This window comes from Shewanella psychromarinicola, from assembly GCF_003855155.1.
Lineage (GTDB): Bacteria > Pseudomonadota > Gammaproteobacteria > Enterobacterales > Shewanellaceae > Shewanella > Shewanella psychromarinicola.
Window position 1 is genome coordinate 3,868,975 of sequence record NZ_CP034073.1, and the last position, 15,660, is coordinate 3,884,634.

Below are 15,660 nucleotides of genomic sequence, written 5' to 3' on the forward strand. Positions count from 1 at the left end.
TAAAAAAAGTCCAAAAATATAGGAAATAGTGAAATGAAAACTGCTCATGAAATCCGTCCTGGTAACGTGATCATGTTAGATGGCAGCCCATGGGTTGTTCAGAAGACTGAAACAACTCGTTCTGGCCGTAACGCTGCAATCGTTAAATTAAAATTAAAGAACGTATTGCTAGATTCTGGTACTGAACAAACCTTTAAAGGTGAAGACAAATTAGACGATATCGTTCTAGAACGTCTTGATTGTACTTACTCATACTTTGCTGATCCTATGTATGTGTTCATGGATGAAGAATATAACCAGTATGATGTAGAAGCTGACAACTTAGGTGATGCAGCTGCCTATATCATCGATGGCATGGAAGACATGTGTCAAGTGACCTTCTATGAAGAGAAAGCGATATCTGTTGAATTGCCGATCCACATCGTACGTGAAGTTATTTACACCGAGCCATCCGCTCGTGGTGATACTTCAGGTAAAGTGATGAAGCCTGCTACTATTACTGGTGGTGGCACGGTCACAGTTGCTGACTTTGTAAAAGTGGGTGACAAGATTGAAATTGACTCTCGTACCGGCGAGTTCAAAAAGCGCGTTTAATTGCCCATTAACGTGTGTTATTGATAAAATATCAATAACACAAGTTAATGCATTAAAAGCCAGCACTTAGTGCTGGCTTTTTTGTTATAAAATGGAATAAGACAACTGCATTAGGCATTAACAACAGTATAAAACACTTTTATATGTGCCATCAAACTGGCAATAACAGCATTTCTGACTGATTAATTTGTTCATTTTACTCTTATGCCCCTTCCACAAGAACAATAAATTCGTTATGGTTCGCTAACTTAAGCCGTATTTAGTTATCGAGAGTAGTATGCGACCCATTATCAAATCCAATAAGCTTGATTCAGTTTGTTACGATATCCGTGGACCCGTCCATAAAGAAGCCCGTCGTTTAGAAGACGAGGGCCATCGTATTTTAAAGCTTAATATCGGCAACCCAGCCCCATTTGGATTTGAAGCACCAGAAGAAATCGTCCGAGATGTCATTTTAAACCTACCGAGTGCGCAAGGTTACTGCGAATCAAAAGGCTTATTCTCTGCGCGTAAAGCCATAGTGCAACACTATCAAGCACAAGGCATATTTGGCGTTGATATTGAAGATATCTACATTGGTAATGGTGTATCAGAATTGATTATGATGGCTATGCAAGGCCTACTCAACACCGATGATGAAGTACTCATCCCCTCGCCTGATTATCCATTATGGACTGCGGCAGCAAACCTTGCCGGTGGTAACGCGGTACATTACCGTTGCGATGAAGAAGCCGATTGGTTTCCAGACTTAGACGATATTAAACGCAAAATTAGCAGTCGCACCCGCGCAATAGTGTTGATCAACCCCAACAATCCAACCGGCGCAGTTTACAGTAGAGAATTGTTGTTAGAAGTTATTGAGCTATGTCGTCAACATGATTTGATTTTATTCGCGGATGAGATTTACGACAAAATTCTGTATGACGAAGCTAAGCATATTCCAGCGGCGGGCTTGTCTGATGATATTTTAACCATCACCTTTAATGGCTTATCTAAAGCGTATCGCGCAGCTGGGTTTCGTGTCGGTTGGATGATGTTATCGGGTAATTTAAAAGCCGCCAAAAGCTACATTGAAGGCTTAGAAATGCTCGCCTCAATGCGTTTGTGTGCCAATGTACCCAATCAACATGCTATTCAAACCGCGTTAGGGGGTTATCAGTCAATTAATGAATTGATATTACCAAACGGTCGCTTAACCGTACAACGTGACGCCGTATATGAATTGCTTAATCAAATCCCTGGGGTCAGCTGTAAAAAGCCTAAAGGAGCCTTATACGCGTTTCCGAAGTTAGATATGAAAAAGTTTAATTTACGTGATGATGAACGCTTGGTACTTGATTTATTAAAAACTAAAAAGATTCTGTTAGTACAAGGAACAGCCTTTAATTGGCCAGAGCCCGATCACCTTCGAGTGGTTTTTTTGCCCTATAAAGAAGATTTGGCTAAAGCCCTTACCGAGTTTGGTGAATTCTTAGAGGATTATCGTCAATAGTCTCTTGACACTTCATCTCTAGCACAAAATACTAAGCGACTGAACAGTCGCTTTTTTTTATCGATAAGCTCATGTAAGCTGACTGAATCTATTGAGCGCAGTAAGGAGTCTCATGAGTCATTTATTTGCCCATTTATCGCGGATGAAGCTAATCCAACGTTGGCCGTTAATGCATAACGTGCGTCGCGAAAACGTCCAAGAACATTCACTGCAAGTGGCTATGGTTGCCCACGCTTTAGTGATCATCAGCAATAAGAAATTCGCCACAGACTTAGACGCCAATAAAGCTGCAACGATTGCGATTTATCATGATGCCAGTGAAATTTTAACCGGAGACTTGCCCACACCGGTTAAATATTTTAATAAAGAGATAGAAGCTGAATATAAAAAGATCGAAGCCATAGCCGAACAACGAATGCTTGAAATGGTACCTGATGAATTTAAAGAAGATTACCGCAGTTTATTCATTAGTCAAGATGCTGACCCACAATACAAAGCCATTGTGAAAGCCGCCGATACGTTATGCGCGTATCTTAAATGCTTAGAAGAACAAAAAGCCGGTAACAGCGAATTCAACAGTGCCTGTAAACGTTTAGAACAAATGATAGACGACAACCCTAACCCCGCAGTTGGTTACTTCCGTGATTGTTTTATTCCAAGTTTTACATTGAATTTAGACGAAATTAATCAAATGCTGTAAAGGAAATATATGCCTGATAACACCGTCATGCCCAGTAGTACAGAACATGAGGACTGTTGGCAACAACGTCTACTTGGCGAAGATAAACAACGCCGTAATGATCACCGCAGTCCTTATCAGCGCGATCGTGGCCGAATTCTACATTCTGCCGCATTTCGACGACTTCAAGCCAAAACCCAAGTGCTTGGTATCGGCATGAATGACTTTTATCGCACTCGTTTGACCCATTCGTTGGAAGTCTCTCAAATTGGTACCGGCATCACCGCACAGTTACGTCGTAAGTATCCAGAACTTAAGTACTTGCTTAACTCTATGAGCTTAATTGAATCGATTTGTTTAGCTCACGATATAGGCCATCCACCCTTTGGCCACGGGGGTGAAGTCGCATTAAATTACATGATGCGCCATCATGGTGGATTTGAAGGGAATGGCCAAACCTTCCGTATTTTAACCCGTTTAGAGCCCTATACACCGTCATGGGGAATGAATCTGACTCGGCGGACGCTATTGGGTGTGATGAAATACCCCGCAACTCATGGGCAGTTATTTGTTGACCAACACCGTCCAGACATTGCCAATCATCGTCAATTAAAACCATCAGAATGGCCACCAGTAAAAGGCTTGTTTGATGATGATAAACCTATTGTTGATTGGGTATTAGATTCATTATCCAAGTCTGATAGACAGTTGTTTATCACTAGTGAGCAAAATCATACTCACGCCAATTACCCACATCTTAAAACCCGCTATAAGTCCTTTGACTGCTCTATTATGGAGTTGGCTGACGATATTGCCTATGCCGTGCATGATCTAGAAGATGCCATTGTCATGGGGATTGTTAATCAACATCAGTGGCAACGCGATGTGGTTGAGCAGTTAACGGAGATCAAGGATCAATGGCTCATATCGGAAATGGCTCAAATAGGTGACAAACTATTTTCCCATGAGCATCATTTACGCAAAGATGCCATCGGTACCTTAGTCAACGGTTTCGTGACTGCGATTGGCATCAGTGCCAATCCACAATTTGAACAAGACTTATTAAAATATAATGCAGAATTAGAGCCAGACTTTGCTTCAGTTTTACATGTACTTAAACAATTGGTGTTTAAGTACGTTATTCGTAAACCCGAAATTCAAATGTTGGAATACAAAGGCCAACAAATTGTAATGGAATTGTTTGAAGCGTTTTCCTCTGATCCAGAGCGTCTATTACCGCTCAACACTCGTGAACGATGGTTAGCCGAGTGTAATGAAAACAATAATCCAATGCGGGTGATTGCCGATTATATTTCCGGCATGACTGATGAGTTTGCAGGCCGCTTACATCAGCAATTATTTGGTTCAAAAACCGCAGGCATCATGGAATTAAGTCGCGAGCAATAAGCATAAAAAAGCACTTGGTTGTTCCAACCACAATTGCTGGTCATTCTTATTGATATACTTGTCCGTCATTAATGGATCTATCGCCATAAACCCAAGGGCATAAACGCTAGCATTGAGACTAGATAGCGCTTTGGTGGGTGGCAAATCGATACCGTACGGCAAAGATGGTACTTGCGACAGTAACAATATTAGCGCGTAAAACACGCTTTTACTGAGCGTCAGTAAAACATTAAGTCACAACAATCACGCAGTATAATTACCCTTAAGGGGTTAACAGAAGATAAGTTTGGTTTGAGAGTCACCACGTTATTCTAACCAAAGCATACATTCGGCCCACATTGAATATTGGCCTTAAAGTGAGTCAATCCGCCCTTATAAATATTGATATCAATCACAGTTCACTGATTAAGTAAGCAAAACTAATTTTAGCATTTGCTTATATGCATTGATCAGTAATAAGATATTTCACACATTCAACAGACTATTTTCAAACTGTTTGATATGGTTAATTAATTAGGCCAAGGTATAAGGTTAAAAGTAAAAAAAGTTCAGTGTAAAACAACCAAAAACATACCCCTAAGCCTATTGACCATTGCACTTGTTGATGACAATAGAGCCAGTGATGACTGATTTATCGCCATTATTAACTAGTGCCATAAGCAGATCATCATGTTGAGCGAGTATAAGCGTTAGGTCATATCGAAGTGCTGGATGAACAGAAGTTAAATATTAAGTGCTAAAAAGCATTCAATGCTGTAATAAAATTACATAAGTTACGCTTTTGTGGTCATCATCACAACAAATACAGCCTAAAAGTTGTAATTTTATTTACAAAGAATATTTTGCAAAACTAATTTGTTGAATATTTTTACAGGAAACCACTATGACAGTCACCAATACGCAAGAGCTAGATTTATTAGTAGAACGCGTTGCCAAAGCCCAAGCCGAGTTTGCCAATTTTAGCCAAGAACAAGTTGATATCATCTTTAGGGCGGCCGCTTTAGCCGCTGCAGATGCACGTATATCATTAGCTAAAATGGCCGTAACCGAAACGGGGATGGGTGTATTAGAAGATAAGGTGATTAAAAACCACTTTGCCTCTGAATACATTTATAACAAATACAAAGATGAAAAAACCTGTGGCATTCTATCTGAGGACTTAACCTTTGGTACCATTACCATTGCAGAGCCTGTCGGTATTATTTGCGGTATTGTTCCCACCACGAATCCCACTTCAACCGCTATTTTTAAAGCCCTTATCAGCTTAAAAACCCGTAATGGCATTATTTTCTCACCCCACCCAAGGGCGAAAAACTCAACCACCACAGCAGCTAGAATTGTATTAGATGCGGCAGTGGCCGCGGGTGCGCCTAAAGACATCATTGGCTGGATAGACCAACCGAGTGTTGCACTGTCTAACCAATTAATGACTCATGAAAAAATTAACTTAATTTTAGCTACGGGTGGACCTGGCATGGTTAAAGCCGCCTACTCGTCTGGTAAACCTGCCATTGGTGTGGGCGCGGGTAATACACCGATTGTGATTGACGAAACCGCAGACATTAAACGTGCGGTGAGCTCAATTTTAATGTCAAAAACCTTCGACAATGGCGTAGTTTGTGCCTCTGAACAAGCCGTGATTATTGTGGACAGCATTTACAAGCAAGTAAAAGAGCGCTTTATCAGCCATGGCGGATATATCCTGTCTAAAGCTGAGACCGCAGCAATGCAAACGGTGATCCTTAAAAATGGCGGACTCAATGCTGATATTGTAGGCCAAAGTGCGGTAGCGATTGCTGCAATGGCGGGTTTTGACGTTCCTAGCACCACTAAAGTTCTCATTGGTGAAGTAACTGATATAGATGATGCCGAAGCATTTGCTCACGAGAAGTTGTCTCCGTTATTGGGAATGTATAAAGCAAAAGACTTTAACGAGGCAATGGATAAAGCCGAAGCCTTAGTCACGTTAGGGGGGATTGGCCACACATCAGGTTTATATACCAATCAAGACACCCAAGATGAACGTGTTAAAATCTTTGGCTTTAGAATGAAAACTGCACGTATTCTAATTAATACACCGGCATCTCATGGTGGCATAGGTGACTTGTACAATTTTAAATTAGCGCCGTCGTTAACGCTAGGTTGTGGTTCATGGGGCGGTAATTCAATTTCGGAAAATGTCGGTCCAAGCCACTTGATCAATACTAAAATGGTCGCTAAGAGGGCTGAAAATATGTTGTGGCACAAACTTCCATCATCTATATACTTCCGACGCGGCTGTTTACCAATAGCACTAGAAGAGTTAAGTGATAAAAAACGTGCGCTGATCATTACTGACAAATTCTTATTTAATAATGGTTACTGTAACGAAACCTTAAAAATTCTTAAGGCACAGGGTCTTGAAACCGAAATTTTTTATGAAGTAGAAGCTGACCCAACCTTAACTATTGTACGCCAAGGTGCAAAAGTCGCCCAAAGCTTCCAACCCGATGTCATTATTGCACTCGGTGGTGGTTCGCCAATGGATGCCGCTAAAATTATTTGGGTGATGTACGAGCACCCTGATGTTGATTTTGCCGATTTAGCACTGCGCTTTATGGATATCCGTAAACGTATATACAAATTCCCTAAAATGGGCGTTAAAGCTCAAATGGTTGCCATTCCGACAACCTCAGGTACAGGTTCAGAAGTGACCCCTTTTGCCGTGGTAACTGATGAAGTAACCGGAATGAAGTATCCTATCGCTGACTATCAATTAACCCCGAATATGGCGATTGTTGATCCTAACTTAGTCATGGATATGCCCAAATCACTCACCGCTTTTGGTGGCATTGATGCTGTTACACATGCGTTAGAAGCTTATGTGAGTGTAATGGCAAACGAATACAGTGATGGCCAAGCGCTACAAGCATTAGACCTATTGTTTAAGTACCTACCAGAATCCTATGAGTTTGGTGCAAACGCGCCTGTTGCCCGAGAAAAAGTTCACAATGGTGCGACGATTGCCGGCATTGCTTTTGCCAACGCATTCTTAGGTGTTTGTCACTCAATGGCGCACAAACTGGGTGCTGAGTTCCACCTAGCACACGGCTTAGCTAACGCGCTGTTAATCTCTAACGTGATCCGCTTTAACGCGACGGATATGCCAACCAAGCAAGCCGCTTTTAGTCAATACGACCGCCCTAAAGCACTGTGTCGTTATGCTGCCATTGCGGATTATTTAAAGCTTGGGGGTAAAACCGATGCTCAAAAAGTTGACAAGCTGATTGAAAAAATCGAAGCGCTGAAAACAACCATAGGTATTCCTGCATCAATCCAGGACGCCGGGGTTAATGAAGCAGATTTTATCGCCAAACTGGATGAGCTTGCTGAAGATGCTTTTGATGATCAATGTACGGGTGCCAATCCACGTTACCCGTTGATTAAAGAGCTTAAACAAGTGTTATTGGACAGCTTCTATGGCAGAGCTTATAACGACTAGTCAACTCAATAACAAGCAGTAAGCTTATAACACTGCGCCTTACGAGATAATTATCGTAAGGCGTTTTTTTTATACCTTTGACTGTGTGAAAACCTTACCAAACTACTTTGCTAGCGCCAGCATAACAGCGCTGTGAGCATGAATTTGAGTGGTATCATACAAAGGCACATTGGTATGTTGTTGCTGCACCAGTAAGGCTATTTCAGTACAACCTAAAATCACTGCCTCGGCTCCTTGAGCGAATAATTTATCAATAATACTAAGATAGCATTGTCGAGATTGCAGATTAATCTTGCCTAGGCACAACTCTTGATATATCACATTATGGATTAATATTTGATCGTCTGGCGAAGGCACAATAACTTCGATAGGATAGTTATCGGTGATACGCTGCTTATAAAAATCTTGCTCCATAGTAAAGCGCGTACCCAATAAGCCCACTTTACCGATACCGTCGGCTAACAACGCCTCGGCGGTGGCATCGGCGATATGTAAAATAGGGATAGAGATTTGTGCTTGAATGTCATCGGCCACTTTGTGCATTGTATTGGTACAAATCAACAAAAAGTCAGCCCCGCCCGCTTCAACAGCCTTAGCCGCATTTGATAAATGAATGGCGGTATCGTCCCACAACCCTTGATGTTGCAATATTTCAATTTCAGCAAAATCGACACTGTACAAACAAATTTTAGCCGAATGAAGTCCGCCTAAAGTAGACTTCACCCCTTGATTAATGGCCTGGTAGTAACTCAGCGTTGACTCCCAACTCATGCCACCTATCATACCGATTGTTTTCATATTCACTCCTACAACTGAATAGCAAAAAGTCCCTATAGACATGATTGGCCAGATGGAACCTTACTTCGAAATAACACACTTATATCCTAAGCCGTATTATCGTTATTCAGACTTCGGATAATATAACCTCAATACAAATAAGAGATAAGCCAAACGGATAAAAATCAGCATCTTTGACGTATTGCATTGCTAACTTGCCTAGCGTTTTGCTAACAAGACCCATTTATACGGAAATATCTGCCTATGACAAGTTACTACAACGGCATGAGCTGGACAAAAGAGTTGCTTAATAATCGTTTACTATCTCAAATGCAGCTATCTAGCAATAAGCCCCCTTTCGTGCCGCTATCCACAACTTATCCTATTGTTGTTTAGTAGACTTTATTTGGCTAGATAACAAAAAACCAGCTCATGCTGGTTTTAGTGGCGCCATTGACACTGGCGCTTACTGTTGGTCACTAGTGGCTCAGTTACGACTTAAATGACATTGCACCTAAGTAATCTTTTTTACCGACTTCAACCCCATTATGACGCAAGATTGAATAGGCTGTTGTGATATGAAAATGAACATTAGGGATTGCATGTTCAAGTAAGAAATCGTGGCCGGTAAGGTACTTATCGTTCCAACGATGATGAGTGATCTTGCGGGTTTGGGCACCAACAAAATCTTCTGCTTTAAAAGTGGCTAAATAACCAATAACCGAGGTTATGCGGGTTTGTAATTCTGCCACAGTCGTTTCATTATCTTCATGTTTTGGTGCACGGTCTTGTTGACCCGTTAAACGCGCAACCGATAATTTTGCGGTATCACACGCGATTTGTACTTGGCGAATTAAGTTAAATTGATCTGCTGCTAAACGTGAGTTAAGTAATACCGACATTTCAATCTTTTTAGCACCGGCAAAGTCTTCCCCTTTCGCAAGAATTGAACTTAAGTTATTGAGCATTTTACTAAATTGCACAACCGTTAAATCATAAAACATAGAGAATACCTCTTAAAAATGAATGAGCTTGCATTGTTTTAGGTCTAAAACATCAATAATCGTATACTTATCAACAATAACGCTTAGATTATCAGCAACCCTTAGATTACATCAAACTGAATAATAAGAACTTTACTTAAATTAAATTAACTTAATGATATACACAGTAAACTATCGATAATAAAAAACCAGCATAAGCTGGTTTTTTAGGTCACACAATCAATGTATTACAAAGCCGCCAGGGCTTCTTTACATAATTGTGTAATGCGATCCCACTCTTCGTTATCTACAGCATCAGTCGGTGCAATCCAGCTGCCGCCAATGCAATCAACATTTGATAATGCTAAATAATCTTTATAAGTCGCTGGGCTGATCCCACCAGTTGGACAGAATCGGATCTCAGAAAGTGGGCCAGAGAAAGACTTTAATACATTAACGCCACCCGAGGCTTCTGCAGGGAAAAACTTGAAGTGAGTGTAGCCCAACTCCATACCCACCATAATCTCTGAAATACTCGCGACACCTGGAATTAACGGCACAGTGCCTTTCTTGGCCGCTTTTAATAGATCAACCGTTGCACCCGGGGTAATGATAAATTGCGAACCCGCATCAATAGCTTGTTGTAACTGGGCTTCATTTAAAATGGTCCCTGCACCAACCAATGCTTCTGGCACTTCTTTAGCAATTTTAGCTATCGCTTCTAACGCACATGGAGTTCGTAAAGTGACTTCTAAGACACTAATGCCGCCAGCCACTAACGCTTTTGCTAATGGGACAGCGTGTTCAAGTTTATTAATGACCATGACCGGAACAACCGGGCTGCGTTTAAACACGTCTTGTGGTTGGAGCAACCAATTATTAGGCTCAAGCATATTACAGTCTTCCTTTGTCGTTAATATAATTCATCAATCGCATTAGTACTGCGAGCACCTGTTTCTGGGCTGCTCAAACTGCTACGTAGCGCGCCAAACAACTCACGGCCCATGCCATAACTTGAGTGATGTAAATCCACTATCCCTGCGGTTCTGCTTGCAAGTGTCTTCTCGTCAACAAACAGGGTTAATTCACCCGTTGTAGCATCAACACGAATTAAATCACCGTTCTCAACTTTGGCAATCAAACCACCGTCTAGCGCTTCTGGGGTTAAATGAATGGCTGCAGGTACTTTACCTGATGCACCTGACATACGGCCGTCAGTCACTAGTGCAACTTTAAAACCTTTGTCTTGTAGGGTACCTAAGTAGGGTGTGAGTTTATGCAGCTCAGGCATCCCGTTAGCTTTAGGGCCTTGACCTCTAACAACCACAACACAATCTCTGTCAAGCTCACCCGCTTGGAATAGTGCATCAAGTTTGTTTTGATCATCAATCACAATCGCAGGACCTTCAACTACGCGATTTTTATCGGGCACGGCAGATACTTTAATCACTGCGCGGCCTAAGTTACCTTTGAGTAACTTCAAACCACCGTTATGTTGAAATGGTGTATCAAGGTGAGTTAACACTTCTTTGTCTAAGCTTTCAGTGACACCATCAACCCACTTAAGCTCGCCATCAAGCAAACGAGGTTCTTGGGTATAACGACGTAAGCCATAACCTGCAACGGTATTAACATCTTCATGCAATAGGCCGCCATCAAGTAACTCTTTAACCAACAACGCCATGCCACCTGCTGCATGGAAGTGATTAATATCGGCATGACCATTTGGATATACGCGGGCTAATAATGGTACTGCATCAGATAAATCAGAAAAATCATCCCAATTAACGATAATGCCAGCGGCGCGAGCTGCAGCGACAATGTGCATGGTTAAGTTAGTTGAACCACCGGTCGCGAGAATACCCACAATGCCATTAACTACTGACTTTTCAGAGACCAGTTCACCAATCGGAGTGTACTGTGTACCCATTGCGGTTAGACGGCACACTTGTTTGGCAGCCATTTTGCTTAATTCATCACGTAATGGATCATCAGGATTAACAAACGATGAACCAGGTAATTGTAACCCCATGATTTCAAGCATTAACTGGTTAGAGTTAGCTGTACCATAAAAGGTACATGTGCCGGCGCTATGATATGACTTAGCTTCAGCTTCAAGCAATGCGGCACGATCAACCTGCCCTTGGGCAAATTGTTGACGAATACGCGCTTTTTCTTTATTTGGAATACCTGACTTCATTGGACCAGCAGGCACAAATAACATCGGCAAATGACCAAAGCTTAATGCACCGATTAATAAACCTGGAACGATTTTGTCACAAATACCCAGTAGTAGCGCACCATCAAACATATTGTGCGACAAACCTACCGCGGTAGACATAGCAATGACTTCACGACTCAGTAAGCTAAGTTCCATGCCTGGCTGACCTTGGGTCACACCGTCACACATGGCAGGAACACCTGCCGCGACTTGTGCCACACTACCCACATCCATACACGCTTGCTTAAGCATATTTGGATAAGTTTCATAGGGTTGATGTGCTGACAACATGTCATTAAATGCAGTCACAATACCAATATTGGCTTTCGTTAGCTGGCGTAAAGAATCTTTTGCTACCGGCTGACAGGCTGCAAAACCATGGGCCAAATTGCCACAACTTAATGCACTACGATGAACCCCTTGGGCTTTGGCATCGTTTAACGCGGTTAAATACGTTGATCGAGATTGTTGACTACGAGCAATAATTCTATCGGTGACGGCTTGTACTACTGAATGCATGGTAAAACTCCTTACGCGCTATAGAACACATCAACGGGCGTTTTATGCTGCGCTAATACGGCTCTAATGGGCATTTGGGTAACATCATCATTCTCGAGAGCCTGATGATATACAGTTAATTTTGGTTCTCCGACAAGATGCAAATAAATCTGACGACTATTTAAAATGGCATCTTTAGACAATGTGATGCGTGCATGCGGCGCGGTCGTTGGGTTAACAGCTACACATACCGCTTTGGTATTTAATGCATTATCAAGCTCTGCACTGCAAGGAAACCATGAGCATGTATGGCCATCAGTACCCATTCCCAGTATCACCACATCAAAAGGACGAGGAAAATTAGCTAACGATTCGCTGGTCATATCGCAACCCGCTTCAGGCGTCGCAAACATATTTTTCAAACCGCGAAACTTAGCGCTAGCGGCGCGATTTTGCAGAAAATGCTGACGAACCAATCTTTCATTTGAATTATTTTCATCAGTCTCAACCCATCGTTCATCAGCTAAAGTAATATAAACATCACTCCAGTCAACAAGCTTATGACTTAATAGCTCAAATAATTTCACGGGTGTTGAGCCACCAGAAACCACTAAGCTGGCTTTACCACGGGTATCAACAGCATCTTGTAATTGCCTAGCAATTTTATCGGCCAATTTAGCGTCTAAATCAGCGGGTGTATTGAACGATTTAAATACGGCTTCTTTAATCATGTCTACTCCCTACTCGTCCCAAGAACGACCATCTTTGGTTATCAATGCAACGGATGCAACAGGTCCCCACGTGCCAGCAGGGTATGGTTTGGGTTTTTCGCCACTTTCTTCCCATGACTGAATAATGCCATCGACCCATGTCCACGCTTGCTCAACTTCATCACGACGAACAAACAGCGCTTGATTACCAAGCATGGCTTCAAGTAACAAACGCTCATAAGCATCTGCAATGCGTTCATTTTTAAACGTGTCACTGAAACTTAAATCAAGCTTAGTGGTTTGAAGGCGTTGCTTTTGCTCAAGACCTGGCACCTTGTTCATCATCTGAATTTCAACCCCTTCGTGAGGTTGCAAACGAATAGTCAGTTTATTCGGTGGGAGATTACGGTAACTTGCCCGGTATAAGTTATGCGGTGGATTTTTAAAGTACACCACAATTTCACTGCTCTTAAATGGCATACGCTTACCACTGCGCAAGTAGAATGGCACGCCAGCCCAACGCCAGTTATCGATATCTACACGTAACGCCACAAAGGTTTCGGTATTCGATTGGGTGTTGGCATCTTCTTCTTCGAGATAACCAGGAACGGGTGAGCCTTTTAGGAAGCCAGCACTGTATTGACCCCGAACAGTATTTTCATACACATTCTCTTGATTAATGGGACGCAATGACTTAAGCACTTTTACTTTTTCGTCACGAATACTGTCAGCATCTAAATTGACCGGTGGATCCATCGCAACCAAGGTTAACACTTGTAATAAATGGTTTTGGATCATGTCACGCATTTGCCCAGCGCCATCAAAGTAGCCCCAACGCCCTTCAATACCCACTTCTTCAGCAACCGTGATCTGGACATGATCAATCGTACGGTTATCCCATTTAGAGGCAAATAAAGAATTAGCAAAACGCAGAGCAATTAGATTTTGTACCGTTTCTTTACCAAGATAATGATCGATACGATAGACCTGATTCTCATTGAAGAATTCAGCCACTTGGTTATTAATTACATGTGATGATTCCAAGTCGGTACCAATCGGCTTTTCAAGCACAACACGGGTATCAGATTGAATCAGGTTTTGTGCATGTAAACAGCGGCAGATGACACCAAAAATCGAAGGAGGCGTTGCGAAGTAATTCACCATGACGCGTTTACTGGGTTCAAGTAAATCGTGGAAGGCACGATAACCTTCAGGATCTTTAAAATTGGTACCAATATAATGACAACGACTGAGGAAGCGCGCTAGCGTGGTTGGGCAAAGTTCGTCTTTTACAAATGTATTTAATGCTTTAGTAACGAGGGCGATAAACTCTTCTTGAGTAAATGCGTCTTTTGCTACACCGATTACCTTGGTTTCTTTATCAAGCAATTCTGCTTTATCTAGCTGATATAGGGAAGGTAATAGTTTACGCCTAGCTAAATCGCCTTTAGTACCGAAAAGTACGAAGTCACAAGCCTTGGCTCCAATTGATTTGCCCATTGCTTAAAGCTCTCCTGATTATATGTGTGTGTCATGTTCCAATTTGGTCAATGAATAAATGAATAAAAGCACACTTTTGTTGTAATATAACAACAGAATTTAAATTTTGCATCTTTAATTTGCATTTATTGTATTGTTTTTAATCTAGTCATGTGTATCTATTATCTGCTATGATTTTCTACCAATAACAAAGATTGCGAACCATTTAACCATGATCTTTGTATTGAAAAATAATTCCGGATTACTACCATAAGTAAATAAATAACTTAATTTACGTAATTCCTGTAACTTATGATATAAAATTACATTACCTACTTTTAGCTACTTTTAGCTACTTTCTAGCGGATGCTTGCTTATGAATACCCTTGAAAAGGTTCAAAAAAGCCTTACCCAATTTAGTAAATCGGAACGTAAAGTTGCCGAAGTCATATTAGCCTCACCGCAAACAGCTATACATTCAAGTATCGCCACCTTAGCCAAGATGGCTGATGTAAGTGAGCCAACCGTCAATCGCTTTTGTCGTCGACTCGACACTAAGGGGTTCCCTGATTTTAAGTTACATTTGGCTCAAAGTCTTGCTAACGGTACACCTTATGTAAGCCGTCACGTTGAAGAAGATGATTCACCAGATTCATATACCACAAAAATCTTCGAATCATCAATGGCATCGCTTGATACTGCACGCCAAAGTTTAGACACAGCTGCGATAAATAAAGCCGTTGATATTCTAACTCAAGCTAAGACTATTTCATTTTTTGGTCTTGGTGCCTCTGCCTCTGTAGCCCATGATGCGCAAAACAAGTTCTTTCGCTTTAATGTACCAGTGATATGTTTCGATGATGTGTTAATGCAGCGCATGAGCTGTATTAACTGCAATGAAGGCGACGTAGTGGTATTAATTTCGCACACTGGCCGGACAAAATCACTGATTGAAATAGCCCGTATCGCTCGTGAAAATGGCGCCGCAGTCATTGGTATTACAGCCCGTAATTCGCCACTTTCTCTTGAATGTACATTACCTGTAACAATGGAAGTGCCCGAAGATACTGATATGTATTTACCAATGGCATCGCGCTTAGCGCAACTGGTTACCATAGACGTATTGGCAACAGGGTTTACCTTACGCCGAGGCCCTCGTTTTCGTGAAAATTTAAAACGCGTTAAAGAAGTATTAAAAGAATCTCGAGTGAACAAGGATTTGACTATTTAAATTGATGGCCGATTAAACGAAGATATTACGGATGATCAGACATTGTTCGTTTGAGGATCGATTAACTCAACATCTATCGTCAATCGACACAACGCCGAACTCATTCTC

Annotated in this window: 12 protein-coding genes; 6 read left to right on the plus strand and 6 right to left on the minus strand. The window is 41.6% G+C overall.

The features are described from left to right. The first annotated feature begins 33 nt into the window (after positions 1-33). The 5 genes from efp (at position 34) to adhE (ending at position 7,653) form a co-directional block, all read left to right on the plus strand. Positions 34-594: an elongation factor P gene (gene efp, locus EGC80_RS16860; RefSeq protein WP_101031709.1), complete on the plus strand. Its 561-nt coding sequence runs from the start codon at positions 34-36 to the stop codon at positions 592-594. A 277-nt stretch (positions 595-871) separates the two neighbouring features. Next, positions 872-2,086, plus strand: coding sequence for a pyridoxal phosphate-dependent aminotransferase (locus tag EGC80_RS16865; RefSeq protein ID WP_124011498.1), 1,215 nt, complete (start codon positions 872-874; stop codon positions 2,084-2,086). Between the two features lie 112 nt (positions 2,087-2,198). Then, positions 2,199-2,786: a 5'-deoxynucleotidase gene (gene yfbR, locus EGC80_RS16870; protein WP_101031713.1), complete on the plus strand. Its 588-nt coding sequence runs from the start codon at positions 2,199-2,201 to the stop codon at positions 2,784-2,786. Positions 2,787-2,795: 9 nt separating this feature from the next. Continuing rightward, positions 2,796-4,172, plus strand: coding sequence for an anti-phage deoxyguanosine triphosphatase (locus EGC80_RS16875; protein WP_372491433.1), 1,377 nt, complete (start codon positions 2,796-2,798; stop codon positions 4,170-4,172). A gap of 883 nt (positions 4,173-5,055) precedes the next feature. Continuing rightward, positions 5,056-7,653 (plus strand): bifunctional acetaldehyde-CoA/alcohol dehydrogenase, encoded by a 2,598-nt coding sequence (adhE, locus tag EGC80_RS16880; protein ID WP_124011499.1) that lies wholly within the window; start codon positions 5,056-5,058, stop codon positions 7,651-7,653. Between the two features lie 102 nt (positions 7,654-7,755). On the opposite strand, the gene EGC80_RS16885 is transcribed toward adhE, so the two are convergent. The 6 genes from EGC80_RS16885 to zwf all read right to left on the minus strand — a co-directional run bounded on the left by EGC80_RS16885 (position 7,756) and on the right by zwf (position 14,342). After that, positions 7,756-8,451 (minus strand): aspartate/glutamate racemase family protein, encoded by a 696-nt coding sequence (locus EGC80_RS16885; RefSeq protein ID WP_124011500.1) that lies wholly within the window; start codon positions 8,449-8,451, stop codon positions 7,756-7,758. A 470-nt stretch (positions 8,452-8,921) separates the two neighbouring features. Continuing rightward, complete coding sequence (locus tag EGC80_RS16890) at positions 8,922-9,434, minus strand: DUF1993 domain-containing protein (protein WP_124011501.1); 513 nt, start codon at positions 9,432-9,434, stop codon at positions 8,922-8,924. 227 nt (positions 9,435-9,661) lie between these two features. After that, positions 9,662-10,306, minus strand: coding sequence for a bifunctional 4-hydroxy-2-oxoglutarate aldolase/2-dehydro-3-deoxy-phosphogluconate aldolase (locus EGC80_RS16895; protein ID WP_101031725.1), 645 nt, complete (start codon positions 10,304-10,306; stop codon positions 9,662-9,664). A 20-nt stretch (positions 10,307-10,326) separates the two neighbouring features. Further along, positions 10,327-12,153, minus strand: a complete 1,827-nt coding sequence (gene edd, locus EGC80_RS16900; RefSeq protein ID WP_124011502.1) for a phosphogluconate dehydratase — start codon at positions 12,151-12,153, stop codon at positions 10,327-10,329. An 11-nt stretch (positions 12,154-12,164) separates the two neighbouring features. Continuing rightward, positions 12,165-12,863 (minus strand): 6-phosphogluconolactonase, encoded by a 699-nt coding sequence (pgl, locus tag EGC80_RS16905; RefSeq protein WP_124011503.1) that lies wholly within the window; start codon positions 12,861-12,863, stop codon positions 12,165-12,167. 9 nt (positions 12,864-12,872) lie between these two features. Further along, on the minus strand, positions 12,873-14,342 hold the full coding sequence (gene zwf / locus EGC80_RS16910) for a glucose-6-phosphate dehydrogenase (protein ID WP_124011504.1): 1,470 nt from the start codon (positions 14,340-14,342) through the stop codon (positions 12,873-12,875). A 355-nt stretch (positions 14,343-14,697) separates the two neighbouring features. Here zwf and EGC80_RS16915 point away from each other — a divergent pair, with 355 nt between their 5' ends. Next, on the plus strand, positions 14,698-15,552 hold the full coding sequence (locus tag EGC80_RS16915; protein WP_124011505.1) for a MurR/RpiR family transcriptional regulator: 855 nt from the start codon (positions 14,698-14,700) through the stop codon (positions 15,550-15,552). Positions 15,553-15,660 lie beyond the last annotated feature (108 nt).